At 74.0% G+C, this 23,531-nt stretch carries 24 protein-coding genes; 9 read left to right on the forward strand and 15 right to left on the reverse strand.

Annotated features, from left to right (window positions below; genetic code table 11):
* Positions 1-9: 9 nt before the first annotated feature.
* From ACI79C_RS08130 to ACI79C_RS08140, 3 genes are all read right to left on the reverse strand, one after another.
* Complete coding sequence (locus ACI79C_RS08130; RefSeq protein WP_456945124.1) at positions 10-1,158, reverse strand: zinc-dependent alcohol dehydrogenase; 1,149 nt, start codon at positions 1,156-1,158, stop codon at positions 10-12.
* Between the two features lie 85 nt (positions 1,159-1,243).
* Positions 1,244-2,293: a cytochrome d ubiquinol oxidase subunit II gene (locus ACI79C_RS08135; protein ID WP_456945125.1), complete on the reverse strand. Its 1,050-nt coding sequence runs from the start codon at positions 2,291-2,293 to the stop codon at positions 1,244-1,246.
* Positions 2,290-3,675: a cytochrome ubiquinol oxidase subunit I gene (locus ACI79C_RS08140; protein ID WP_456945126.1), complete on the reverse strand. Its 1,386-nt coding sequence runs from the start codon at positions 3,673-3,675 to the stop codon at positions 2,290-2,292. The genes ACI79C_RS08135 and ACI79C_RS08140 overlap by 4 nt, the downstream gene beginning before the upstream one ends.
* A gap of 185 nt (positions 3,676-3,860) precedes the next feature.
* Between ACI79C_RS08140 and ACI79C_RS08145 the strand changes: the two genes are divergently transcribed.
* Complete coding sequence (locus ACI79C_RS08145; RefSeq protein WP_456945127.1) at positions 3,861-4,868, forward strand: TerC family protein; 1,008 nt, start codon at positions 3,861-3,863, stop codon at positions 4,866-4,868.
* Between the two features lie 63 nt (positions 4,869-4,931).
* The gene (locus ACI79C_RS08150) at positions 4,932-5,087 is read left to right on the forward strand and encodes a hypothetical protein (RefSeq protein ID WP_456945128.1); all 156 of its coding nucleotides are present in this window, start codon (positions 4,932-4,934) and stop codon (positions 5,085-5,087) included.
* Positions 5,088-5,207: 120 nt separating this feature from the next.
* On the opposite strand, the gene ACI79C_RS08155 is transcribed toward ACI79C_RS08150, so the two are convergent.
* The 3 genes from ACI79C_RS08155 to ACI79C_RS08165 all read right to left on the reverse strand — a co-directional run bounded on the left by ACI79C_RS08155 (position 5,208) and on the right by ACI79C_RS08165 (position 7,995).
* Positions 5,208-6,170, reverse strand: coding sequence for an ABC transporter substrate-binding protein (locus tag ACI79C_RS08155; protein ID WP_456945129.1), 963 nt, complete (start codon positions 6,168-6,170; stop codon positions 5,208-5,210).
* Positions 6,171-6,223: 53 nt separating this feature from the next.
* Positions 6,224-6,943 carry a class II aldolase/adducin family protein gene (locus ACI79C_RS08160; RefSeq protein WP_456945130.1) on the reverse strand — a complete coding sequence of 240 codons (720 nt, stop codon included), beginning with the start codon at positions 6,941-6,943 and terminating at the stop codon, positions 6,224-6,226.
* Between the two features lie 311 nt (positions 6,944-7,254).
* The gene (locus tag ACI79C_RS08165) at positions 7,255-7,995 is read right to left on the reverse strand and encodes an IclR family transcriptional regulator (RefSeq protein WP_456945131.1); all 741 of its coding nucleotides are present in this window, start codon (positions 7,993-7,995) and stop codon (positions 7,255-7,257) included.
* Between the two features lie 113 nt (positions 7,996-8,108).
* Here ACI79C_RS08165 and ACI79C_RS08170 point away from each other — a divergent pair, with 113 nt between their 5' ends.
* From ACI79C_RS08170 to ACI79C_RS08190, 5 genes are all read left to right on the forward strand, one after another.
* Entirely contained in the window at positions 8,109-9,254 is a 1,146-nt protein-coding gene (locus ACI79C_RS08170; RefSeq protein WP_456945132.1) for a cupin domain-containing protein, read from the forward strand.
* The gene (locus ACI79C_RS08175) at positions 9,251-10,105 is read left to right on the forward strand and encodes a fumarylacetoacetate hydrolase family protein (RefSeq protein WP_456945133.1); all 855 of its coding nucleotides are present in this window, start codon (positions 9,251-9,253) and stop codon (positions 10,103-10,105) included. Before ACI79C_RS08170 ends, ACI79C_RS08175 begins: the two co-directional genes overlap by 4 nt.
* Positions 10,105-11,343 carry an FAD-dependent monooxygenase gene (locus ACI79C_RS08180; RefSeq protein WP_456945134.1) on the forward strand — a complete coding sequence of 413 codons (1,239 nt, stop codon included), beginning with the start codon at positions 10,105-10,107 and terminating at the stop codon, positions 11,341-11,343. Before ACI79C_RS08175 ends, ACI79C_RS08180 begins: the two co-directional genes overlap by 1 nt.
* A 154-nt stretch (positions 11,344-11,497) precedes the next feature.
* Entirely contained in the window at positions 11,498-11,977 is a 480-nt protein-coding gene (locus ACI79C_RS08185; RefSeq protein WP_456945135.1) for a DUF1707 SHOCT-like domain-containing protein, read from the forward strand.
* Positions 11,978-12,036: 59 nt separating this feature from the next.
* Positions 12,037-12,783: an SDR family oxidoreductase gene (locus ACI79C_RS08190; RefSeq protein ID WP_456945136.1), complete on the forward strand. Its 747-nt coding sequence runs from the start codon at positions 12,037-12,039 to the stop codon at positions 12,781-12,783.
* 1 nt (position 12,784) lies between these two features.
* On the opposite strand, the gene ACI79C_RS08195 is transcribed toward ACI79C_RS08190, so the two are convergent.
* Entirely contained in the window at positions 12,785-14,578 is a 1,794-nt protein-coding gene (locus tag ACI79C_RS08195) for a glycoside hydrolase family 15 protein (RefSeq protein ID WP_456945137.1), read from the reverse strand.
* 83 nt (positions 14,579-14,661) lie between these two features.
* A complete protein-coding gene (locus ACI79C_RS08200) occupies positions 14,662-15,258 on the reverse strand; it encodes an AAA family ATPase (protein WP_456945138.1) in 597 nt (198 codons plus the stop codon).
* Positions 15,259-15,452: 194 nt separating this feature from the next.
* Here ACI79C_RS08200 and ACI79C_RS08205 point away from each other — a divergent pair, with 194 nt between their 5' ends.
* A complete protein-coding gene (locus ACI79C_RS08205; protein WP_456945139.1) occupies positions 15,453-16,028 on the forward strand; it encodes a PadR family transcriptional regulator in 576 nt (191 codons plus the stop codon).
* An 81-nt stretch (positions 16,029-16,109) separates the two neighbouring features.
* Here the strand turns inward: ACI79C_RS08205 and ACI79C_RS08210 are convergent, their stop codons facing one another.
* From ACI79C_RS08210 to ACI79C_RS08235, 6 genes are all read right to left on the reverse strand, one after another.
* The gene (locus ACI79C_RS08210) at positions 16,110-17,084 is read right to left on the reverse strand and encodes a VOC family protein (RefSeq protein ID WP_456945140.1); all 975 of its coding nucleotides are present in this window, start codon (positions 17,082-17,084) and stop codon (positions 16,110-16,112) included.
* A 131-nt stretch (positions 17,085-17,215) separates the two neighbouring features.
* The gene (locus ACI79C_RS08215; protein ID WP_456945141.1) at positions 17,216-18,235 is read right to left on the reverse strand and encodes an amidohydrolase family protein; all 1,020 of its coding nucleotides are present in this window, start codon (positions 18,233-18,235) and stop codon (positions 17,216-17,218) included.
* A 56-nt stretch (positions 18,236-18,291) separates the two neighbouring features.
* Positions 18,292-19,068 (reverse strand): DUF1932 domain-containing protein, encoded by a 777-nt coding sequence (locus tag ACI79C_RS08220; protein ID WP_456945142.1) that lies wholly within the window; start codon positions 19,066-19,068, stop codon positions 18,292-18,294.
* Positions 19,065-20,171 carry a 4-oxalomesaconate tautomerase gene (locus ACI79C_RS08225; protein WP_456945143.1) on the reverse strand — a complete coding sequence of 369 codons (1,107 nt, stop codon included), beginning with the start codon at positions 20,169-20,171 and terminating at the stop codon, positions 19,065-19,067. Before ACI79C_RS08225 ends, ACI79C_RS08220 begins: the two co-directional genes overlap by 4 nt.
* Complete coding sequence (locus ACI79C_RS08230; protein WP_456945144.1) at positions 20,164-20,874, reverse strand: 4-carboxy-4-hydroxy-2-oxoadipate aldolase/oxaloacetate decarboxylase; 711 nt, start codon at positions 20,872-20,874, stop codon at positions 20,164-20,166. Before ACI79C_RS08230 ends, ACI79C_RS08225 begins: the two co-directional genes overlap by 8 nt.
* Positions 20,875-20,947: 73 nt before the next feature.
* Positions 20,948-21,592 carry a GntR family transcriptional regulator gene (locus tag ACI79C_RS08235; protein ID WP_456945145.1) on the reverse strand — a complete coding sequence of 215 codons (645 nt, stop codon included), beginning with the start codon at positions 21,590-21,592 and terminating at the stop codon, positions 20,948-20,950.
* A gap of 146 nt (positions 21,593-21,738) precedes the next feature.
* Here ACI79C_RS08235 and ACI79C_RS08240 point away from each other — a divergent pair, with 146 nt between their 5' ends.
* A complete protein-coding gene (locus ACI79C_RS08240; RefSeq protein ID WP_456945146.1) occupies positions 21,739-22,632 on the forward strand; it encodes a LysR family transcriptional regulator in 894 nt (297 codons plus the stop codon).
* A gap of 7 nt (positions 22,633-22,639) precedes the next feature.
* Here ACI79C_RS08240 and ACI79C_RS08245 read toward each other — a convergent pair whose 3' ends face one another.
* Positions 22,640-23,515, reverse strand: a complete 876-nt coding sequence (locus ACI79C_RS08245; RefSeq protein ID WP_456945147.1) for an ABC transporter substrate-binding protein — start codon at positions 23,513-23,515, stop codon at positions 22,640-22,642.
* Between the last annotated feature and the right edge of the window lie 16 nt (positions 23,516-23,531).

The following is a 23,531-nucleotide window of genomic DNA, read 5'->3' on the forward strand; positions in this document are numbered from 1 at the left end:
GCTCCTCGCTCAGGCCGCGTCGGGCAGGACCAGCGGCTTGATGCAGCCGTCGAGCTTGGCGGAGAACACGTGGTAGGCCTCGGCGATGTGCTCCAGCGGGAACCGGTGGGTGACCATCTCCCGCGGCGTGAGGTGGCCGTTGCGCACGTGCTCGAACATCCGCGGCCACTGGCGCTTCACCGGCGTCTGGTTCATCCGCAAGGTGAGCCCCTTGTTGAGCGCGTCGCCGAACTTCACCGCGTTGGGGATCGGCCCGTACGCGCCGACGACGGAGACGGTGCCGCCCTTGCGCACCCCGTCGATCGCCCAGTTGAGCGCGATCGGCGAGCCGCCCTGCAGCTTCAGCTTGGTCCCGGCCACGTGCTGCAGCAGGTTGCCGTCGGCCTCCGCGCCCACCGCCTCGATCACCACGTCGGCACCGAGGAAGTCGGTCTGCTTCTTCATCTCGACCACGACGTCGTCGTACTCGTCGTAGTTGAGCACCTCGGCGTAGGCCATGGTCCGCGCCTTCTCCAGGCGCTCCTCGAGGTGGTCGATCACGATCACCCGTCCCGCACCCATCAGCCACGACGACTGGGCGGCGATCAGGCCCACCGGTCCGGCGCCCAGGACGACGACCGTGTCGCCCTCGGCGATCTCGCCCAGCTGCGCGCCGAAGTACCCGGTCGCGGCGGCGTCGGTCAGCAGGACGGCGTCCTCGTCGTGCATCCAGTCGGGGATCCGCACCGGGCCGACGTCGGCGAACGGGACGCGGACGTACTGCGACTGGCCGCCGTCGTAGCCGCCGGTGGTGTGCGAGTAGCCGTAGATGCCGCCGACCGCGGTGGCGTTCGGGTTGACGTTGTGGCAGTTGGAGTACAGGCCGCGCGCGCAGAACCAGCAGCTGCCGCAGAAGATGTTGAACGGGACCATCACCCGGTCGCCGACCTGCAGGTTCTGCACCGAGGACCCGACCTGCTCGACGACGCCGATGAACTCGTGGCCGAAGGTGTGCCCGACCCGGGTGTCCGGCATGAGGCCGTGGTACAGGTGCAGGTCCGAGCCGCAGATCGCGGCGAGGGTCACCCGGACGATCGCGTCGTTGGGGTGCTCGAGCGCCGGGACGTCCTTGTCCTCGACCCGCACCTTGTACGGCCCCCGGTACACCATCGCCCGCATCGGGCCTCCTCCGCGCCGAGCCACTGGAACGGCGGGGGTCTGCCCACCGCGGGGGGATCTCGAAACGGGGTCGCGCCGGAGGGGGTCAGGAGGCCTCGGCGCCGGCGGCCGGCGTCGGCACGGTGTCCCGGCCGGCCGGCTCCGCGGGAGCCCGCTGGAACAGCGTGTACAGGTAGACCAGCGCCGGCACCAGGACCGCGGCTCCCACGACCAGGGCGACGAGCATGGCGACTAGCGTCGCCCGGCCGGTGGCGGCCTCCTCGATGGTCAGGTCCGGGACGAGGACGTAGGGGTACTGCGCCACCGCCCAGCCGACCAGGATCGCGGTCACCGCGACCGCCGATGCCGCCCGCGCCGGCACGAACCGCCGCGTCCAGAGCAGCCCGAGTGCGGCGAGGCCGGCGACGACCGACAGCGCGACCACGGGGAGGGCCCGGCCGGTGAGCCCCTCGAACAGCTGCGGCGCGTCGGCGCGGAGCACGAACAGGCCGGCGATGCCGACGGCGCCGGTCACCGCCGCCGTCCCGAGCGCGCGGGCCCGGAACTGCCGGGCGAGGTCGTCGGCGCCCTCGCGGCGGGCGTCGGCGCACAGGAAGACGGCGGCGAGGTAGGCGCACACCAGGACGGCGAGGACCCCGCCGAGCAGGGACGTGGGGTTCAGCCAGCTGGTGACGACGTCCCCGGCCGCGATGCCCGCGGGGACCCGGCCGGAGGCGACCCCACCGACGACGGTGCCGAGGAAGAACGGGGTGAGCAGCGAGGAGAGGGCGAACCCCGCCCCGAGGAACCGGCGCATGCCCAGGGTGCTGATGCTCTTGCGGAACGCGAACGCCGCCCCGCGTGCGATCATCCCGAACGCGGCCAGCGTCAGCGGGACGTAGAGGGTGGACACGACCGCGGCGAACGCGCCCGAGAACGCCGTCCACAGGACGACGAGGACGAAGATCAGCCAGACGTGGTTGGCCTCCCAGACGGGGGCGATCGAGCGCTCGATGAGCGCCCGCTGGCGGGCACCGCGCCGGGTGCCACCGGCCAGCAGGTCCCAGATGCCGGCGCCGAAGTCGGCTCCGCCGAACAAGCCGTAGGCGACCAGACCGACGAACATGACGCTCAGGACCACGTCCGCCAGCGTCATCGCACCGCCACCTCGTCGCTGTGCGGGTCGGGCGGGCGGGCGTCGGCCTCCTGGGGCGCCGGGGTGTCGCTGCTGCGGGCCAGCCGGCGCAGGACGAAGACGGTGAGCGCGGTCAGGGCCACGTAGACCGCGACCACGGCGTAGAAGCCCAGGTACAGGCCCGGGGCCGGGCTCACGGCCTCGGCCGTGCGCATGACGCCGTAGACGATCCACGGCTGGCGGCCGACCTCGGTGACTACCCAGCCCGCCTCCATGGCCAGGACCGCCGCGACCCCCGAGACCGCGACCGCGCGGAGGAACCAGGGCGTGCCCGGGATCCGGCGGCGCCGCCACCAGCTCCAGCCGAGCCAGGCCGCCAGCAGCAGCAGCGCGAAGCCGATCGACACCATCAGGTCGAACGCCAGGTGGACGACGTTGACCGGCGGCCGCTGGTCGGCCGGGAACTCCTCCAGGCCCAGCACCACGCCGTCGGGGTCGTGGTGGACCAGCAGGGAGAGCCCGTTCGGGATCTCCACCGCATACCGCATCTCCTCGCCGGTGAACCAGCCCCCCACGGACAGCGGGGCGCCGGCGGTGGTCTCGAACTGCCCCTCCATCGCGGCGAGCTTGGCCGGCTGGTTGTCGGCGACGGTGTTGGCCGCCCAGTCACCCACGCCGATCTGCACCGGCGTCACCACCGCGGCGAACGCGAGGGGGATGAGCAACCCCATCTGGTGGTGGCGGTCGCGCCGTCCGCGCAGCGTGCCGACCGCGTAGACCGATGCGACGGTGAAGCCGGTGACCATGTAGGCCGCCAGCAGCATGTGGGTCACCTGCGGCCAGGTGGACGGGCCGAACATCGCCGCCCACGGCTCGGCCTCCACCACCCGCCCCTGGGCGTCGAGCCGGAACCCGGTCGGGTTGTTCATCCAGGCGTTCGCCGCGACGACGAAGAAGGCCCCGGCCATCCCGGAGACGACCATCGGCAGCGCGCTGGCCATGTGCGCCCGCGGGGAGAGCCGGTTCCAGCCGAACAGGTAGACGCCGACGAAGATCGCCTCGATGAAGAAGGCGAACCCCTCCAGGACGAACGGGAAGCCGTAGACCTCGCCGAAGCGGTCCATGAGGCCCGGCCACAGGATGCCCATCTCGAACGACAGCAGCGTCCCGGAGACCGCACCCGCGGCGAAGAGCACACCCATCGCCTTGGCCCAGGTGTGCGCCAGCCCCAGCAGGGCCGCGTCGCCGCGCCGGTGCCCGAGCCACTCGACGACCACCGTGATGAGCGGGAAGGCGATGCCGAAGCAGGCGAAGACGATGTGCCAGCCCAGGGACAGCGCCATCTGCATCCGCGCGGGGTAGAGGTTCTCCGCCGCGTCGGCGAACACGTCCAGGACGTCCACGCAGGCCTCCGCTCACCGGCCGTCGTCAGCAGGATGTGCCCGCGGTCCCCGTGGCCGCAACGCCCACCGGGAGCGCACAGCCGCGCTCGGGCGTTACCCGTTCAGGCCGGTCCGCGTCGTGGCGCCCGGCCGCGCGAGCGGACGAGGAACGCCCCCTGACGGGACAGGAGAGAGGCGGACCGGACGTGCTGGAGATCAGTGGACTGACCTGGGCGCTCACCATCGGCCTCATCGTGGGCCTGCTGGCCGTCGACCTGGTCCTCGCCGCGCTGCGACCGCACCGCGTGGGGTTCGGCGAGGCCACCGCGTGGTCGGTGTTCTACGTCCTCGTCGCGGTCGCGTTCGGCGTCTGGTTCGCCGCGCACCACGGCGGGGATGCGGGCACCGAGTACTTCGCCGGCTACATCGTCGAGAAGAGCCTGTCGGTCGACAACCTCTTCGTCTTCGTCATCATCATGACCACGTTCTCGGTGCCCGAGGAGCACCAGCACAAGGTGCTGACCTTCGGCATCGTCCTGGCCCTGGTGATGCGGGCGATCTTCATCGCCCTGGGCGCGACGCTGCTGTCGCTGTTCTCCTTCATGTTCCTGGTGTTCGGCCTGCTGCTGGTCTACACCGCCGTCCAGTTGTTCCGGCACCGCGACGAGGACCCCGACGTCGAGGACAACGCCGTCGTCAAGGCCGCCCGCCGGTTCCTGCCGCTCACCGACGACTACGTGGGTGGCAGGCTCACCACCCGGGTCGACGGCCGCCGGGTGTTCACGCCGCTGATCGTCGTGCTGGTGGCCATCGGCAGCGTGGACCTGCTGTTCGCGCTCGACTCGATCCCGGCGGTCTTCGGCGTGACCGACGAGCCCTACGTCGTCTTCGTCGCCAACGCCTTCGCCCTGCTGGGCCTGCGGGCGCTGTTCTTCCTCGTCAAGGGCCTGCTCGACCGGCTGGTCTACCTGTCCACCGGGCTGGCCCTGATCCTCGCCTTCATCGGCGTGAAGCTGATCCTGCACTGGGCGCACGTCGACATCGACGAGCGCGTCCCCGAGATCCCGACCCCGCTGAGCCTGGTCGTCATCGGCGTCGTCCTGACCGTCGTCACCGTCGCCAGCCTGCTCAAGACCCGGCGCGACCCGACCGCGAAGGCGCACCCCGGCTCGCTGCGGGCCTCGCACGCCCGGGAGGACGAGCGCCGGCGGTAGGCCGACACGCCGGGGGCGCCCCGGGCCCCGCTCGACCGGCGAGGCGTCCCTGCAGCACGTACGGTGTGGCGGCCGCCACACTCCGTCCGCGGAGGGGTCGGCGCGCGACTGCTGGCACTGACGCCCGAGGAGCTCTCGATGACCCCCTGCGACCACGGCAACCACGTCTTCTGCGTCGACGAGTGCGGCTGCACCTGCCACGACGGCGACTGCGACTGAGGAAGGACCCCGTCCTCCTCACCGCTCGCACGCTCGCGGCGAGCCTCTGGACGGGGCGGGCGGCGCCGGGCGGGTGCCCGGCGCCGCCCCTCGCTCAGCGGCTGACGCGACCGTCCGCGGTCAGGGCAGCAGCTGGTCGAGGTCGGGCTCCTTGCTCAGGGTCCCGTACTCGGTCGCCTTCTCCCCGAGCAGCTGCATCGCCTCCTGGCTGAACTCGGTGCGGAAGGTCGGGATGACGATCCGCTCGAGCACCGCCGGGTCGATCTCGGTGTAGGTGCCGGTGATCCGCCGGACCTCCTCGGGGTTCTGCTGGGAGAACTCCAGCGACCGGTTCATCGCCCGCTGGAAGGCCTCGACCAGCTCCGGGTCCTCCTGCATCAGCTGCTGCGAGGTGAACACGCAGGAGATGTCGAGCTCCGGGTGGAAGTCGGAGAAGTTGTAGGACAGCACCCGGGCGCCGGCGTCGACCGCCTCGGTGAGGAACGGGTCGAGGATCCACGCTGCGTCGACCTGACCGCCCTGCAGGGCGGCCGGGGCGTCGGGGAAGGGGATCTCGACGAACTGCACCGCCTGCGGGTCCCCGCCGGCCTCCTCGACGACGGCGCGGATGGTCGTGTCGCCGATGTTGTTCAGCGTGTTGACGCTCACGGTGCGGCCGGCCAGGTCGGCCATCGACTGGATCGGCGAGTCCGCGGGGACGACCACCGCACCGAAGTCCGGGTTGCCGGCGGTGGAGTTGGCGTTGGTGATGCACGTCAGGGGCAGCCCCTGGTCGACCGCGATCATCGTCGACAGGACGTTGCCCCGGCCGAACTGGTAGTCGCCGGAGACGACACTGGGGACGACGACCGCACCGCCGGACGCGCTCTCGATGGTGAGGTCGATGCCCTCCTCCTCGAAGAAGCCCTGGTCGACGCCGAGGTAGAGCGGCGCGGAGTCGACGATGGGCTGGGTGCCGATGGTGACCGGCGTCAGGCCGCCCTCGCCGGTCCCCCCGCCGGCCTCGTCGGAGCCGCCACAGGCGGCGAGGGTGAGCAGTGCTGCGGCACCGGCGGCGAGAGCGCGCGCCCGGGATCCGGTCACGGGAGGACTCCTTCGGAGGACGGGGACGGGATGCGGGATGGACGGAGCGGAGCTCACGAGGGCTGACGGACGCGGTCGCGCCAGAACCCCCACGCGCGGGCGACCTGGGTCGTGTTGGTGGCCACGGTGGCGGCGGCCTCCTCGTCGGTGAGGTAGGTGCACTCCCCCAGGCGCAGGGCCTCGGCCTGGACGCGGGCGTTCACCTCGGTGTAGATGCCCCGGTACACCGCCTCCTGCAGCGACGCGCCGACCGCCGTGGAACCGTGGCCGCGCATCAGCACCACCGAGGCCGGGCCCAGGGAGGCCGCGAGGTCCGCGCCGGAGCCCGCGTTGCGGACCAGCAGGTCCGAGGCCGTGCCCAGGGTGTCCCGGGCCTCGAAGACGGGGACCTCCGGCGCGAGGAACCCGGCCATGTGCAGGATCGGCCGCAGGGGCGTCCGCGCCACCCCGAACGGGATGACCGCCGGCGAGTGGCTGTGCACGACGGCGTTGACGTCCGGCCGCGCCCGGTAGATCTCGGCATGGATCCACAGCTCGAGGTAGGAGGGCCGCGGGTCCTCCGTCGTCCCGTCGAGGGTGATCCGCTGGACGTCGTCGGGACCGACCAGGCCCGGCGCGAGGTTGCGCGACAGCAGGAAGGACCCGGGGTCGTCGGCGCACCGGACGCTGACGTGCCCGAAGGCGTCGAGGATGCGCTGGTCGACGAGGATGTGGTTGGCGTCGGCCAGTTGCCCCCGCTGCTCCTCGACCGTCTCGCTGCCCTGGTCCGGCACGTGGTCCTCCCCTGTTCGTCGGAATGCGGTCCGGATCGTGACCCACCGCACCACCGTTTCCACGGGGATTCTGCAGGCCAGAATCGACCGGCGCGCCGCTCCGCGATGCCGAACGCTGGCGACCCTCCCGCCGGAGTCGCAGGTGGCTGGAGGACGTCACGGACACGCGGATCTGGCTCGGCACCCACGTCCGCGACGCGATGGACGACGCCCGGGCGATCGGCCGCGGGGTCGCCGGCACGGTGGCCGACCACGGGCACGGGTCGACGGACGACTGAGGGGGTGCCGTCGGACGAGGGCCCCGGACGCCGTCAGACGAGAGCGAGGTCGCGGGCCACGGCCGCGGCGGTCGCCGTCAGCGCGGAGCTCCACGCCGGCAGCTGGTCGCGGGAGTACCGCGCCGTGGGCACGGCCAGCGACAGTGCGGCCCGGGCGGCGCCGGCCGGGTCGGGCACCGCGACGCCGATCGCCGTCAGCCCGGTCTCGGTCTCCTGGTCGTTCACCGCGAAGCCCCGGCGCCGGATGGTGCGCAGCTCCCGCTCCAGCCGCGCCGCGTCCCGGTCGTCGAGCTCGCCGAGGGTGGTGGCGAGCTGCTCGCGGCCGAGCGTGGCCAGCGCCGCCTTGCCGCCCGAGCTCAGGTGCACCGGCAGCGTCCGGCCGGTCCGGTCCCCCACCCGCAGGACCTGGTCGCACTCCACCGTCGCGACGAAGCGCACCTCCGCGCCGGCCAGGACCATCACGTTGGCCGTCTCCCCCAGCGCGTCGACCAGCCGGCGCAGGTGCGGCACCGCCACCTCGCGCAGCCGGGCGGCCGGCTCCTGCGGCACGGGACCGCTGCGCAGCACGGGCCCGGCCCCGTACCGGCGGTCGGGCAGCTGCTCGGCGAAGTCGCGGTAGACGAGCATCCCCAGCAGCCGGTGGGCCGTGGACACCGACACCCCCAGGCGCTCGGCGGCATCGGTCACCCGCATCGCCCCCTCCTGCTGCAGCAGGGTCGCCAGCAGCAGCGCGGAGTCGACGGATGCGATCGCATACGCGGGGCGGTTCTTCACAACAGAAAACGGTATCCCCTCCTGCGGAAGGAGCGGACCCTGGACGGCGCGGACCACCGAGAAGGCCGACGTCCTTCCCCCTGACCACCGCCGCCACGGGAGGTACCCCTGTCATGACGCAGCACCTGGCCTCGCCGGTCTCGCTGAGCGCCGTCGACTCCCCCGACCAGCCCACCCCGACGCCGGAGCTGGAGGAGCTCTACCGGGGGTTCGAGCGTGAGCTGCTGGTCCCGCTGTGGACCGAGATCGGCGACCTCATGCCGGCGCACCCCCGGTCGCGGGCGGTCCCGCACGTGTGGCGGTGGTCGAACCTGCTGCAGCTGGCCGACCAGGCCGGGCACCTGGTCCCGGTGGGCCGCGGCGGCGAGCGGCGGGCCATCGCGCTGGCCAACCCGGCGCTGGGCGGCAAGCCCTACGCCACCCCGACGCTGTGGGCGGCCATCCAGTACCTGATGCCCGGCGAGGACGCCCCCGAGCACCGGCACACCCAGCACGCCTTCCGCTTCGTCGTCGAGGGCGAGGGCGTGTGGACCGTGGTGGGCCGCGACCCGGTGCCGATGAACCGCGGGGACTTCCTGCCGCAGGCCGGCTGGAACTGGCACGCCCACCACAACGCCGCCAGCCGGCCGATGGCCTGGATCGACGGGCTGGACATCCCGTTCCAGTACACCTCCGAGTCGCAGTTCTTCGAGTTCGGCCGCGACCGGATCAGCGACGAGGAGAGGACCACCCCGGAGCGGTCCCGGTCGCAGCGGCTGTGGGGTCACCCCGGCCTGCGCCCGGTGTCCGCGCCCGGCGCCACGCCCGGCACCCCGCTGCTGAACTACCGCTGGGTCGACACCGACGCCGCGCTGACCGACCAGCTGGAGCTGGAGGCCGAGGGCGCCCCCGGGGTGGTCGAGCCCGGCCACGCCGCGGTCCGGTACACCAACCCGACCACCGGTGGCGACGTGCTGCCGACCATCCGCGCGGAGGTGCACCGCGTCCGCTCGGGCACCGAGACCGCGCCCCGGCGCGAGGCCGGGTCCTCGGTGTTCCAGGTGTTCGACGGCACCGGCACCGTCACCGTCGGGGACGCCTCCTGGCGGGTGGAGCGCGGGGACCTGTTCGTCGTCCCCTCCTGGCAGCCGCTGTCGGTGCGCTCGGAGGCCGGGCGCTCGGATTCGGACTCCGGCGCGCTGGACCTGTTCCGGTTCTCCGACACCCCGATCTTCGAGGCCCTGCACCTCGACCGCGTCGCCGTGGGCGGTGACCGGTGAAGCTGGCCACCATCCGCACCCTGGACGGCGCCACCCGCGCGGTGCGGGTCGACGACGAGCGCCTGGTCGACCTCGGCGCCGCCGACCTGGGCGCGTTCCTCGCCGACCCGGGCTGGCAGGAGCGGGCCGCCGCCGCGACCGGGGAGGTGTCCCACACCCGGGGCGCGGCCTACGCACCGGTCGTGCCGCGGCCGGGCAAGGTCGTCTGCGTCGGCCTGAACTACCGCAACCACATCCTGGAGATGGGCCGGGACCTGCCCGAGTACCCCACGCTGTTCGCCAAGTTCGCCGACACCCTGGTCGGCTCAGGCGACGACATCGTCAAGCCGCCGGAGACCACCGAGTTCGACTGGGAGTGCGAACTCGCCGTCATCATCGGCGCGCCGGTCCGCCGGGCCACCGGCGCGCAGGCCGAGGCGGCCATCGCCGGCTTCTCGGTGCTCAACGACGTGACCTGCCGCGACTGGCAGTTCCGCACCCGCGAGTGGCTGCAGGGCAAGAACTGGGAGGCCACCACGCCGCTGGGCCCCCACCTGGTCACCCCCGACGAGCTGCCCGGCGGCGTCCGCCCGAAGCTGGAGATCAGCACGCGCATCGACGGCGAGACGGTGCAGGAGGACACCACCGGCGACCTCCTGTTCGACCCCGTGGCCCTGGTCGAGTACGTCTCCACGATCGTCACCCTGCGGCCCGGCGACGTCATCGCCACCGGCACGCCCGGCGGCGTCGGCCACGCCCGCACGCCGGCCCGCTACCTGGAGGTCGGCCAGCGCCTGACCACCGAGATCAGCGGCCTGGGGCGGTGCGAGAACACGGTCGTCGCCGACCCGGCGGCCCTCGAGGGGAACTGATGAGCGACACCCCCGACGTCCTCGTCGTCGGCGGCGGCATCGGCGGGCTGGCCAACGCCCTGGCGCTGTCCCGCACGGGGCTGCGGGTGCGGGTCCTGGAGCGCGCCTCGGAGTTCGGCGAGGTGGGGGCCGGCCTGCAGATCGCGCCGAACTGCACCCGCATCCTGGACTCCTGGGGCCTGCTCGAGGAGGTCCTCTCCCTCGGGGTCCGTCCCGAGAACCTCGTCATGAGGGACGCCCTGGACGGGTCTGTGCTCACCCGCCTCGACCTCGCCGACGCGAGGGAGCGCTACGGCTTCCCCTACGTCGTCATCCACCGCAGCGACCTGCACGGCACGCTGCTGCGGGCCTGCCGCCGCGCCGGCGTGGACCTGGTGAACGACGTGCGGGTCACCGGCTACGAGCACGTGGACGGCGGCGTGACGGTGGTCTCCGAGGGTGGCCGGGAGACCGCGCCGGTCGTCCTCGCCGCCGACGGCCTCAACTCCGTCGCCCGCAGGCTGATCAGCGACGACGAGCCGGTCAGCTCCGCCTACGTCGCCTACCGCGGCGCGATCCCCGCGGAGCAGGTCGCGGAGATGGACGTCTCGATGAGCGACGTCGTGCTCTACGTCGGCCCGCACTGCCACTTCGTGCAGTACCCGCTGCGCCGGGGCGAGATGTTCAACCAGGTGGCGGTGTTCCAGTCGCCCAAGGCCCTGGCCGGCGAGGAGGACTGGGGCACCCCCGACGAGCTGGACGCGGCCTTCGCCGGCACGTGCGACCCGGTGCGGGCCGGCCTGCCGCTGATGTGGCGGGACCGCTGGTGGCGCATGTACGACCGCGACCCGATCCCGCACTGGGTCCAGGGCCGGCTCGCGCTCACCGGGGACGCCGCGCACCCGCCGCTGCAGTACCTGGCGCAGGGCGCGGTCATGGCCATCGAGGACGCCTGGGTCCTGTCCGAGCACGTCGGCGCGCAACTGGCGGAGGGCCGCCTGGACTGGGACGCCGCGCTCGCCGCCTACGACGCCGTCCGGCCCGAGCACTGCCGGCGGGTGCTGACCACCGCCCGCGCCTGGGGCGAGCTCTGGCACCTCACCGGCGCGGGACGCGAGGCGCGCAACGAGGTCCTGCGGCGGCGCGACGTCCACGACTACGGCTTCGTGGACTGGCTCTACGGGCCCACCGCGCTGACCCCCGAGCAGGAGCCGCCGATGTTCACCCCCCAGCCGCTCGAGGTGCCTGTCGGCGCGTGAGTGCAGCCGCGAGTCACGGGGCCCCTGCCCGGCGCACCCGCCGAACAGGGGCCTCGTGCCGTTCGTGGACCGGCGTGCGGCGGAAGCCACCCGCGCCCCCCGTTGCGGGTGCAGGCTGTGACCCTCTCCGCGTCCACCACCGGGAGGAGCAGCCATGCCACCCCTGATCGACCTGGACAGCACGACCCGCTCGGGACCGCGGATGCGCGCCTCGGACGCCGATCGGCTCGCCACCGTCGCCCGCCTGCAGGACGCGATGGCCCGCGGCCTGCTCATGCCGGACGAAGGCAGCGAGCGGATGGCCGACGCCTTCTCCGCCGTCCACCTCACCGACCTCGACCCGCTGACCGAGGACCTCCCGCCGGCCCCGGCGGAGCGCACCCCGCCGGGCTGGCGGTCACTGGGGCAGCTCGCGGTCGACCAGGCGCGGGCCTCCCTGACCACCGCCGCCGGCCGGCTGAGCGCGGCGCGCATCGCGGTCGTGCTCCTCGCGGCCTCGCTGTTCCTCGTCTTCATCGGCGCCCTGGCCGGGGTGGCGCTGTCCGACGACGGGCGCGGCGGAGGCGGCGGGGACGGCGGTGGTGGCTGGCACGAGCACTGGGACGACGACCACGACGACTGGGACGACGACTGACCCGATCCCCCTGCCACACTCGCCTCCCGGGGTCCTGACTGGTACCGGAGGTGACGGCGGTGGGCCGTGCCGTGTGCGTGGTGACCGGCGGCGGGCGCGGCATCGGGGCGGCGACGAGCCTGCGGCTGGCCCGCGACGGCTGGGACGTGTGCCTGTCCTGGACCACCCGCGAGGAGCCCGCCGAGGAGCTGGCCGCGGCCTGCCGGACGGCCGGCGCGCACGCCCTCGCCGTGCGGGCGGACGTGTCCCGGGAGGCCGACGTGCTCGACCTGTTCGCGACCGCGGCCACGCTCGGGCCGGTGCGGGGACTGGTGAACAACGCGGGGGCACTGGGCATCCAGTCCCGGGTCGAGGACCTCGAGACGGCCCGCATCGAGCGGACGCTGGCGGTCAACACCCTCGGGGCGTTCCTCTGCGCCCGCGAGGCGGTCCGCGCGATGTCCACCCGCCGCGGCGGGGACGGCGGCGCCATCGTCAACCTCTCCTCGCGGGCCGCCGTCCTCGGCGGCGCGGAGGAGTACGTGGACTACGCCGCCGCCAAGGCCGCGGTCGACGCGCTCACCGTCGGGCTGGCCAAGGAGGTCGCCGCGGAGGGGATCCGCGTGAACTCGGTGCGCCCGGGACTGATCCGCACCGACATCCACGCATCGGGCGGGGAGCCCGGCCGGGTGGACCGGCTGGCGCCGACGGTGCCGATGCGCCGGGGTGGGGACCCCGAGGAGGTGGCCGCCGTCGTGGCCTGGCTGCTGTCCCCGGAGTCCTCCTACGTGACGGGGACGGTCGTCGACGTGTCCGGCGGCCGCTGACTCAGGAGCCGCCGAGCGCGCGGTCGAGGTTCACCGCGGCGCTGATCAGCGCGAGGTGGGTGAACGCCTGCGGGAAGTTGCCCAGCGCCTCCCCCGAGGGGCCGATCTCCTCGGCGTAGAGACCGACGTGGTTGGCGTAGGTCAGCATCTTCTCGAAGACCATGCGGGCCTCCTTGACCCGGCCGGCCCGGGTCAGTGCCTCCACGTACCAGAACGAGCAGAGGTTGAAGGTGCCCTCGCTGCCGGTGAGCCCGTCGTGGCCGGTCATGGCGTACCGGTGCACCAGGCTGTCGGAGACGAGCTGCTCGCCGATCCGGTCGAGGGTGGAGAGGAACCGCGGGTCGGTGGGCCCGGAGAACTTCACCAGCGGCATGCAGAGCAGCGACGCGTCCAAGGCCGTGCTGCCCGGGTGCATGACGTAGGCACCGATCCGGGGGTCCCAGCACTCGTCCTGCACGAAGCGGTAGGCGGCACCGGCCAGCTTGCGCCACCTCGACACCGGCGCCGGCAGGCCGCGGTCACGGGCCAGCCGGCCGGCCCGCTCGAAGGCGACCCAGGTCATCAGCGCCGAGTAGGTGAACCGCTGCCGCGGACCCCGGACCTCCCACACCCCCTCGTCCGGCTCCTGCCAGTGGTCGGCAAGCCAGTCGAGGCGCTGGGACAGCCCGGTCCAGAGGTCGTAGGAGATCGGGACCTCGCGGTTGTAGAGCCAGACAGAGTCCATCAGCTCGCCGTAGACGTCGATCTGCCGCTGGCCGACGGCGTTGTTGCCGATCCGCACCGGCGCCGATCCGCGGTAGCCCTCGAGGTGGTCGAGCACCGTCTCGGGCAGCTGCTCGCTGCCGTCGACCGCGTACATGATCATGACGTCGCGTTCGGGCGTCGCGGCCTCGCAGCGCTGCTGGATCCACTCCATGAACGCCGCGGCCTCCTCCAGGAAGCCCAGCGTCATGAGCGCGTACGTGGTGAAGGCGGCGTCGCGCAGCCACGCATAGCGGTAGTCCCAGTTGCGACCGCCCCCGAGCTCCTCGGGGAGGGAGGTCGTCGGCGCGGCGACGAGGGCGCCGGTGGGGTGGTAGACGAGCAGCTTCAGGGTCAGCGCGGACCGCTGGACCATCTCCCGCCAGCGGCCGCGGTAGCGCGACTGCGCCAGCCAGCGCTGCCAGAACTGCGAGGTCTCCTCGAAGTGCCGGTCGGTCTCCCCGGGCTGGAGCGGCCGCACCTCGCCCCGCCACTCGAGCTCGAGGTCGACGGTCTCGCCTTCGTCCAGGGTGAACGTCGCACCCACTCCCCCGCCGTCCTCGACCTTGAGCGGCACCGGCGTGCGGAGCACGCAGGTGCCCGCGGCCGACCGGAAGACCGCTCCGACCCCCTCGACCACGTCGACCGTGTGCGTCGCGCGGCCGTAGTCGAAGGCGGGGGTGCAGGAGAGCTCGAAGGTGGCCCGGCCGCGGACGGCGCGCGCCTGCCGCACCAGCAGGTCGCGCGGCGCCGCGCTGCTGCTGGTCTCGGGCACCATGAAGTCGACGACCTCGCCCACCGCGTCGGCGGCCAGGAACCGGGTCATGAGGATGTTGGTGTCGGGCAGGTACAGCTGCTTGGGCCGCGCCGCCGTCCGGCAGGACAGCGAGAAGGACCCGCCGCGCCGGGCGTCCAGGAGCGCGGCGAACAACGACGGGGCGTCGAAGCGGCCCGGGCAGTACCAGTCGATGGTGCCGTCGGTGCCGACCAGCGCGGTGGTGCGCAGGTCACCGATGACGGCGTGCTCCTCGATGGGCAGGTAGCCCCCCGTCACGCCGTCGTCCCCGCACGTCGCTGCTGGTCGCTGTGCACGTCCCCACGGTGCCCGCGCGACGTGTCGCCGCGGTTGAGCCGCTGTTACGGGGCCTGTGCCGCACCGGCCGGGTCCCGGCCGAGGACCTCGGCGAGGGTCAGCCGGCCGGCCCGCCGCCGGTCGACGACGCAGGCCTCGTGCGGACCGGCGTCGTGCAGGAGCCGGCGCCACCGGTCGGCGTGCCGGCGCATCCGGCGGGCCGGGATACGGCGCCCGCGTTCGGCCTGACCGCGCTCGGCCAGGTCACGGGGCACGTCGAGCAGCACCAGGCGCACCGACCGGCCGGCCCGCCCGGCGGTCCAGAGCACGGCCGCGCGCCAGCTCGGGCTGGTCCACGGGTCGGTGAGGACGACGACCGGCACCCGGCCGCGGATGCCCCGCAGCACCCGCCACCGGTGCCGGAGGTGGACCCAGGGCCGCAGGAGGCGGTAGGGCACGAGCACGCCCGCGGCACGCAGCCGGGCGGCCACCTGCTCGGAGTCGAAGGCCGCCACCCCGGGCAGGCCGGGCCCGAGCAACCGCCGGAGCAGGGTGGTCTTCCCGCTCCCGGGCAGCCCGGCGATGACGACCAGGACGGGGTCGGCGCCGGACGGAGGGCCGGACGGCCGGCGGGGCGCGGTCAGGACGGCAGCGGTGGGCACGGGCACCTCCTCGGTCGAGGACGACGGTGCGCGCCGGTCCTCGACGCAACCCGTCCTCCGGCTGGACGGACGCTGTGAACACGCGGGCGCGGACCCGCAGGTTCCCCGGGCGCCGGCCCCCCTCCGACGTCGACCTTGACCGATGACAGTAACGATGTATCGTTACTGTCATCCGATACAACAGGAGGCTCACCATGAGACCCGTCCACGAGCGCGACGGCCGGCACCCCGGCCTGCGCCACCACCACCCCCGCCGCGGTCCCTCCGGTCCGGCCGACGGACCGCCGCGGCCCCACCGCCGGGGCGGCCGCGGACGCGCACCCCGCGGCGACGTCCGCACCGCCGTGCTGCTGCTCCTCGCCGAGGAGCCGATGCACGGCTACCAGCTCATGCAGGCCATCGCCGAGCGCAGCGGCGGCCGCTGGAGCCCGAGCCCGGGCGCCATCTACCCGACGATCAGCCAGCTCGAGGACGAGGGCCTGGTGACGGTCACCGCCGACGCCGGGCGCAAGCTGGTCACCCTGACCGACGCCGGACACGAGCACGTCGCGTCCCGGCAGCCGACGTGGGCCGACCCGTTCGCCGGCCGCGCGGAGCCCGGACCGGGGGACGACCTGCCCGACCTGCTGCACCAGCTGCACGGCGCCGTCCGCGAGGTCGCCCGCACCGGGACCGACGCCCAGCGGGCCGCGGCGGCCAAGGTGCTGGCCGACACCCGCCGGACGATCTACCTGCTGCTCGCCGAGGGCCCGGAGGCACCCGGTGCCTGATCGGCCCACCGCCGGTGGGCCGACCCACCGGCGCCCCGCCGGCAGGGTTGACGGGGCGCCGGTGCCGGACCTGCGACCGGGTCAGTGGCCGGCCGCGTCGACCGGCGGGGTGCCGTGGGTGTGGAAGGTCTCGATGGTCTTGAGCCCCCACGCCTGGCCCTTGGCCCGCTCGGCCTCGGTCCAGTCCACCGGCTGCCAGTCGGGGGCCAGCATCACCCGCGCGCCGGCGTTGCACAGCTCGATCCGGTTGCCACCGGGCTCCCAGACGTAGAGGAAGAAGGTCTGCTGGATGGCGTGCTTGTGCGGCCCGGTCTCGATGTGCACGCCCTGCTCCAGGGCGATGTCGGCGGCCCGCAGGATCCCGTCGCGGGTGTCGACGGCGAAGGCGATGTGGTGCAGCCGGCCAGGGGTCTGCGTCCAGTCGCGGGTGTAGACCGCGTCGTAGGTCTTGTTGGTGAACGTCGTCCAGCTGCCGGCGACGGTGCCGTCGTCCATGACGATCTGCTCGGTGACCAGGGCGCCGAGGGTGTCGCGCAGGAAGTCCCGGTTCACCACCGGCTCGACCCCGAGGTAGTTGATGTGGTCCAGCCGGCGCACGGCCACCCCGTGCGAGGGGTAGGCCTGCGCCTGGTTCTTCAGCGCCGGCGCCAGCTCGGCCGGCGGGGTGTACCACTGCGACTCGTAGTACAGGCCGAACTCGTGGCCGTCGGGGTCGGTGAACACGTAGGTCGGCCCGTAGCCCGGGTCGCCGTCCTGCCAGCCGATCCCGCGCCCGGTCGCCTCGATCTCGGCGACCCGCCGCTGCAGCGCCTCGGGGCCGGCCGCCCGCAGGTTGGTCCGGCCCACCCCGGAGGTGGCGTGGCCGGTCAGCTTGATGGTGGCCTGCTCGTAGTCGTCCCAGGCCCGCAGGAACACCGAGTCCCCGGCCTCGCCGTTCACGCTCAGCCCCAGGTACTCGGTGAAGAACGCGACGCTCTCATCCAGCACCGGGGTGCGCAGCTCGACGTGGGCCAGGTGGGCGATCTCGTGCAGCGGGGGCATGACGTCTCCAGTCATCGATCAGGGGTGCGACGGGGAGCCGGCCGGGACAGGCGTCGGGTCTCCCACCACACGACGAGTCTCGGAGAGGCGCAGCGACCAGTCCAACACCACGGTGCGGCCTCAGCGATCGCGGACGGCGATGGACCTCAGCGGCCGCGGGCCTGCAGGGCGGCGTCCAACCGCGGGTACACGCGGCGGGCGTTGCCCTCGAACACCTTCTCGCGGGCCTCCGGCGTCAGGTCCAGCGCCTCGACGTAGCGGCGGGTGTCGTCGAAGTGGTGGCCGGTCCGCGGGTCGATCCCCCGGACGGCACCGACCATCTCCGAGCCGAACAGGATGTTGTCGACGTCGATCACGTCGAAGAGCAGGTCGATGCCCGACTGGTGGTACACGCAGGTGTCGAAGAAGACGTTGCCCATCACCGACTCCTCGACCGGAGGCCGGCCCAGCATGTCGGCCAGGCCCCGGAACCGGCCCCAGTGGTACGGCACGGCCCCGCCACCGTGCGGGATGACGAACCGCAGCCCCGGGAAGTCCCGGAACAGGTCGGCCTGGACGAACTGCATGAAGGCCGTGGTGTCGGCGTTGAGGTAGTGCGACCCGGTGGCGTGGAAGTTGGCGTTGGTCACCGCGGACACGTGGACCATCGCCGGCACGTCGAGCTCGACCATCGCCTCGTAGAACGGGTACCAGCTGCGGTCGGTCAGCGGCGCCGACGTCCAGTGGCCGCCGCTGGGGTCGGGGTTGAGGTTGCACCCCACGAAGCCGAGCTCCTCGACGCACCGGCGCAGCTCGGCCACCGAGGAGGCGATGGGCACGCCGGGCGACTGCGGGAGCTGGCAGACCCCGATGAAGGAGTCCGGGTACAGCTGCACCACCCGGGCGATCAGGTCGTTGTTGACCTGCGCCCAGCGGGTGCTCACCGCCTCGTCGCCGACGTGGTGGCCCATCGCCGAGGCGCGCGGCGAGAAGACGGTCAGGTCGATCCCCCGCTCGGCCATCAGCCGCAGCTGGCTGCCCTCGATCGACTCGCGGATCTCGTCGTCTGAGATCTCCGGGTAGGCCGGTGGCTGCTCGCCGGCACCGAACGCGGCCCGCTGCGCCTCCCGCCAGGCGGTGTGCGCGGCCGGCGCGGTGGTGTAGTGGCCGTGGCAGTCGATGATCATGCGGCGTCTCCTCGCGTGGTGGTCCGTGGTGGCGGCGCGGCGTCCGGCGGCGCCGGTCAGCCGTCCTGGCGGTCGCGCAGCTCGGTGAGCCAGTCGCGGGCAGCGGCGGAGACCCGCGGCGGCACGCCGAGCTCGGTGAGCTGGTCGGTGGCGGCGGTCATCTCGTCGGCGCGGCGCCGGGCGTGCCGGTGGGTGCCGTCGACCAGGCGGTCGATGGTCCGCTCGTCGAAGCCGGCCAGCTCGGCGCTGATGTTGCCCCGCAGCCAGTCGGCACAGCCGGCCGCGTCGGCCGCGGCGAGCGCCTCGACCACCGCGGCGGCCAGGCCCTTGTAGAAGACGCTGCGCAGCAGCTTGCGGGAGATGGCCTCCCCGGCGGGGCCCGGCTGGATCGTGACCTGCACACCGAACCCGGCCAGGACCTCGGCGTAGCGGGCGGCGCCCTCGCCGGAGACCAGCATCGGGGTGCGCAGCCCCTTGCCGGGCACCGGCGACATGAGCGCCACGTCCACGACCGCGACGTCCCGGCCGGCCAGCTGCTCCACCAGCGCCACCTTGACCCCGGGCGAGGCGGTGTTCAGGTCGGCCCACACGGTGCCCGGGCGCAGCGCCGGTAGGGCGTTGACCAGCGCGGGAACGGCGTCGTGCGAGCTGTTCGCGCTGAGCACCAGGTCGGCGTCGGCGACCGCCTCGGCCTCGCTGCCGCGGGCCTGCACCCCCTCGACGACGATCCCCTTCGGGTCGTAGCCGCGGACGTCGGCGCCGGCCGCGACCAGGTCGCGGGCGATCTCCGACCCGGCCTCCCCCAGGCCGAGGACGGCGACGCGGGCGCTCACCGCACACCCTCCTCGGCACGCGGGAACGCCGTCCCGTCGAAGAGCTTGCGCGCCGTCCGCACGACCCCCGACCGCTCCACCCGGGGCGGGGTGGCCGCGGTGTCGACGACGACGTCGACCAGCAGGTGGCCGGTGGGGTGCTCGACGTCGACCTGTGAGCGGTCGGCGGGCCAGTCGGCGGTCAGGTCGTGCCCGACCGCGCCGGGCAGCAGCATCCCCGTCGCGACGCTCACCGCGGCCAGGACGCCGATCGAGGTGTGCGGCTGCACCGGGATGAACGACCGGGTGCACACCTGGCCGCCGTCCCGGGCGGGGGCGACCAGCACGGTCTTGGGCACCGAGGACCGGCGCACGTCCCCGAGGCCCATGAGCTGCCCGGCCTTGGTGCGCAGGGCGTCGACCCGCTCGAGCAGTGCCGCGTCGGCGGCCAGCTCCTCGTGCGACTCGTAGCCGGTCAGGCCGAGGGACTCCGCCGTCGCGACGACCACCGGCATGCCGTTGTCCACGCAGGTGACCTCGACCCCGTCGACGGTGTCGCGGAGGTGGCCGGTGGGCAGCAGGCTGCCGGTCGCCGACCCCTCGGTGTCGGTGAAGGCGAGCACCACGGGGGCGGCCGTCCCCGGCACGCCGGCGATCGTCACGTCGCCGCGGTACTCGACCCGGCCGCCCGGGGTGGGGAACGTGGCGACGGCGATGCTGTCGGAGTTGACCATCCGGATCCGCACGGTGGTCTCCTCCGTGCCGGCGGGCACCAGGCCGCGCTCGACGGCGAAGGGCCCGACGCCGGCCAGGATGTTGCCGCAGTTCTGCTGCGTGCTGACGGTGGCCTCGTCCACCCCCAGCTGCAGGAACAGGTAGTCGACGTCGGCCCCGGGGTGCTCCGACGGGCCGACGAGGGCGACCTTGCTGGTCAGCGAGGTGCTGCCGCCCAGGCCGTCGATCTGCCGCGGGTCCGGGGTGCCCATGAGCCGCAGCAGCAGGTCGTCGCGGGCCGCGGGGTCGGCCGGGAGGTCGCCCGGCTCGAAGAACAGGCCCCGGGACGTGCCGCCGCGCAGCATCGTGCAGCGCACCCCGGTGGCGTCGTACGCGGTGGCGTCACTCACCGCCGGCCTCCTCCCGGTACTCCTCGTAGGTCAGGTACTCGATGCCGAACTCCGGCAGCCGCTCGCGCAGGCCGTAGCGGTCCAGGCCCAGCTCGCCCTGCTCGAAGGCGGCGCGGGCGGCGGCCTCCTTGTCGATCCGGGCCCGCGAGGCGGTCAGCGCCCGGCCGACGTCGGCGCGCGGCACGACCATCACCCCGTCGTCGTCGGCGAGGACGACGTCGCCCGGGTGCACGGTCTGACCGCCGAGGACGACGGGCACGTTGACCGCGCCCGCGGTCGCCTTGACCGAGCCCTGCGCGCTCACCGCGCGGGACCAGGCCGGGAAACCCATCTCGCGCAGCTCCGCGACGTCGCGCACGCCACTGGCCAGGACCACGCCGCGCACCCCGCGGTGGGCCAGCGCGGTGGCGAACAGCTCGCCGAACAGTCCGTCGGTGGACGGCGAGTTCGTCGCCACGACCAGGACGTCGCCCGGCCGGCACTGCTCGACCGCGACGTGGATCATCAGGTTGTCCCCGGGCCAGCACACGACCGTGACGGCCGTGCCGCCGATCCGCGCTCCCGGCCACGCGGGCCGGAACTCCGGGCCGAGGTAGCCGACCCGGCCGAGCGCCTCGTGCACGGTGGCGACGCCGTAGGTGCCCAGCGTCTCGGCCTCGCCGACGTCCGCCCGGGGCGGGTCGGTCACGACGACGGTCCTCATGCCGACACCTCCGGGGTCCCGACGCGGTCTGCGGGGTGGGAGTGGGACACGGGCATCTCCTCGGGGTGGTGGGTCAGTCGATCGCGGGTTGCGCGAGGGCGGCGACGACGCTCTCGAAGTGGCTGCGCGCCGCCGCCTCGGCCGCGTGCGGGTCCCGGTCCACGATGGCCTCGACGACCCGGTGGAGCTCGGCGGACGACTGCCGCGCGCGGCCGGGCCGCAGGGACAACTGGAACTGGTGGCGGACGATCTGCGCCTGCAGCCGCTCGATCAGCCGCGCGGCCGTGGGCTGCTCCGCGGCGTCGCGGATCAGGGAGTGCAGCTGGGCGACCAGTGCGGAGTACCCCAGCAGGTCGCCGTCGGCCAGGGCCTGCTGCATGCGGTCGCACTGCGCACGCAGCCGGTCGACCTCGGCCTCGGTGACCCGCTCCGCGGCCTTGGCGGCGAGCAGCCCCTCGAGCACCATGCGGCACTCGGTGATCTCGATGGCCTCCGCGACGGAGACGGTCCGCACCCGGGCGCCCCGGTTCGGGATCCGCTCGACCAGCCCCTCCGCGATGAGCGCGTCGATGGCCAGCCGGACGGCGCTCCGGCTCACCCCGAACGCCTCGGCGAGGTCGGCCTCGACCAGCCGGTGGCCGGGCGGCATGTCGCCGCGGGTGATCGCCTCCCGCAGCCGGCTGTCGGCCGTGGCACGGCCGTGCGGACCATCCTCCATGGCGACCTCCCGTGACCTCTCCTCACCAGCCTAAACTTGACGACAGGATTGTCAACAATCCTGTCGTCACGGATGGCGGGCCGGCCGGGAGAGCGCCGCCGCACACCGTCCACCACCCGGAGCACCCGTCCCGATCGGAGACCGCGATGGACCTGCGGCAGCTGGAGTACGTGGTCGCCGTGGCCGATGAGCGCAGCTTCACCCGCGCCGCGGCCCGCTGCCACGTCGTCCAGTCCGCGCTCAGTGCCCAGGTCGCGCGGCTGGAGCGGGAGCTGGGCGTGACGCTGTTCCACCGCACCAGCCGCTCGGTCTCCGTGGCGCCCGCCGGCGAGCTGTTGCTCCCCCACGCCCGAGCGCTGCTCCGCGGCGCCGAGGTGGCCCGCGCCGAGCTCGCCGCGTTCGCCGGGGTGGTGACCGGCCGGCTGCGCCTCGGGATCGTCGGTGCCGCCACCCGGGAGGTGCCCGCCCTCGAACGGACGCTGCTCGGCTTCCGCGAGCGCCACCCCGCGGTGGAGATCGCCGTGCAGGACACCGGCAGCCGGCACATGACCGAGCAGGTCCGCACCGGCGAGCTGGACCTGGCCTTCGTCGGCCTGTCCGCCGAGCAGGTCCCTCCCGGCCTCGTGCACCGCCTGCTCGCCGACGCGCCGCTGGTCGCCGTCGTCCCCGCCGCGCACCCCCTCGCCGGGCGACCGGTGGTCTCCGTCGCGGACCTCGCCGCGGCGGGGCCGTTCGTCGACATGCGCGACGGGACCGGGCTGCGGCTGCGGGTCGACGCGGCCTTCGACCGGGCCGGGGTCCAGCGCTCGGTGGCCTTCCAGCTCGGCACCTCCGACGCCGTCGTGCGCTTCGTCGGCCTCGGGTTCGGCGCCGCCCTCGTGCCCGCCTCCGCCGCGGAGGGAGTGGCGGGCGCCGTCGTCGTGGCCCTCGACGACCCGGCCGCGCGGCACCCGATCGGCCAGGTGCACCGCTCCCCCGTGCCCTCCGCGCCGAGCGCCCGCGCCCTGCTCTCCCTCCTGGAGGAGGACACGCCGGACTGACCCGCGGTCAGCCCGCCGGGCGCGCCACCCGGCCGGGCGGGGGCTCCGGGACGGCGTCGGGGTGCAGGGCCCAGGCCAGCGCCTCCACCCCGTCGACCAGGGCGGGGCCGGCCTGTACGACGTAGCCGGCCGAGTCGATCGCGAGCAGCGGGACGCCCGGGAGGTGCCCGGCGACCGACGCGCACTGGTCGAGGGCCCCCGCCAGGCCCACACCGCAGGGCGCCACCACGACGAGGTCGGCCGGGGGCAGCTGCGACCAGCCCATCGCGACGCTGCGCCCGCCCTCGACCGCCCCCACCGGCTCGCCACCCGCCCGGCGCACCAGTTCGGGGACCCAGTGCCCGGCGAGGTAGGGCGGGTCGGTCCACTCCAGCACGAGGACGCGGGGCCGCGGCCGGCCGGCGACCGCGCGCTCGACGGCCCGCAGCCGGGCGCGCAGGTCCCCGACGAGCGCCTCCGCCGTCCCGGCGGCACCGGCCGCGCGGCCGACCGCGGCCACGGCGTCCAGGACGTCGTCGAGGCCGTGCGGGTCGATCGACAGCACCGCGGCGTCGGTGCCGATGACCCGGCAGGCCTCCTCCACCGTCGCCGCCGGGAGCGCGCAGACGCGGCAGAGGTCCTGGGTCAGGATGAGGTCGGGGTCGGCCGCGGCCAGCGCCGCACGATCCAGCTCGTACAGGGGCAGGCCCCGGGCGGCCCGGTCGTGCACCCACGCGTCGATCTCGCCGGGGGTCAGGCCCGGCGGGATCACGGTGTCCACGACGACGGGGCAGCGCTCCCGGGCCTCGGCGGCGCACTCGAAGGTCACCGCCACCAGCCGGTCGGCAAGCCCCAGCGCCGTCACCATCTCCGTGGCGGCGGGCAGCAGCGAGGCGATCCGCACGCCCTCACGCTAGCGC

Source organism: Geodermatophilus sp. SYSU D00697 (genome assembly GCF_054050175.1).

Coding starts and splice junctions, on each gene's coding strand:
- ACI79C_RS08130 (WP_456945124.1), bottom strand. CDS start 1,158: ATGCGGGCGATGGTGTACCGGGGGCCGTACAAGGTGCGGGTCGAGGAC.
- ACI79C_RS08135 (WP_456945125.1), bottom strand. CDS start 2,293: ATGACGCTGGCGGACGTGGTCCTGAGCGTCATGTTCGTCGGTCTGGTC.
- ACI79C_RS08170 (WP_456945132.1), top strand. CDS start 8,109: ATGACGCAGCACCTGGCCTCGCCGGTCTCGCTGAGCGCCGTCGACTCC.
- ACI79C_RS08180 (WP_456945134.1), top strand. CDS start 10,105: ATGAGCGACACCCCCGACGTCCTCGTCGTCGGCGGCGGCATCGGCGGG.
- ACI79C_RS08185 (WP_456945135.1), top strand. CDS start 11,498: ATGCCACCCCTGATCGACCTGGACAGCACGACCCGCTCGGGACCGCGG.
- ACI79C_RS08205 (WP_456945139.1), top strand. CDS start 15,453: ATGAGACCCGTCCACGAGCGCGACGGCCGGCACCCCGGCCTGCGCCAC.
- ACI79C_RS08210 (WP_456945140.1), bottom strand. CDS start 17,084: ATGACTGGAGACGTCATGCCCCCGCTGCACGAGATCGCCCACCTGGCC.
- ACI79C_RS08215 (WP_456945141.1), bottom strand. CDS start 18,235: ATGATCATCGACTGCCACGGCCACTACACCACCGCGCCGGCCGCGCAC.
- ACI79C_RS08230 (WP_456945144.1), bottom strand. CDS start 20,874: ATGAGGACCGTCGTCGTGACCGACCCGCCCCGGGCGGACGTCGGCGAG.
- ACI79C_RS08235 (WP_456945145.1), bottom strand. CDS start 21,592: ATGGAGGATGGTCCGCACGGCCGTGCCACGGCCGACAGCCGGCTGCGG.
- ACI79C_RS08240 (WP_456945146.1), top strand. CDS start 21,739: ATGGACCTGCGGCAGCTGGAGTACGTGGTCGCCGTGGCCGATGAGCGC.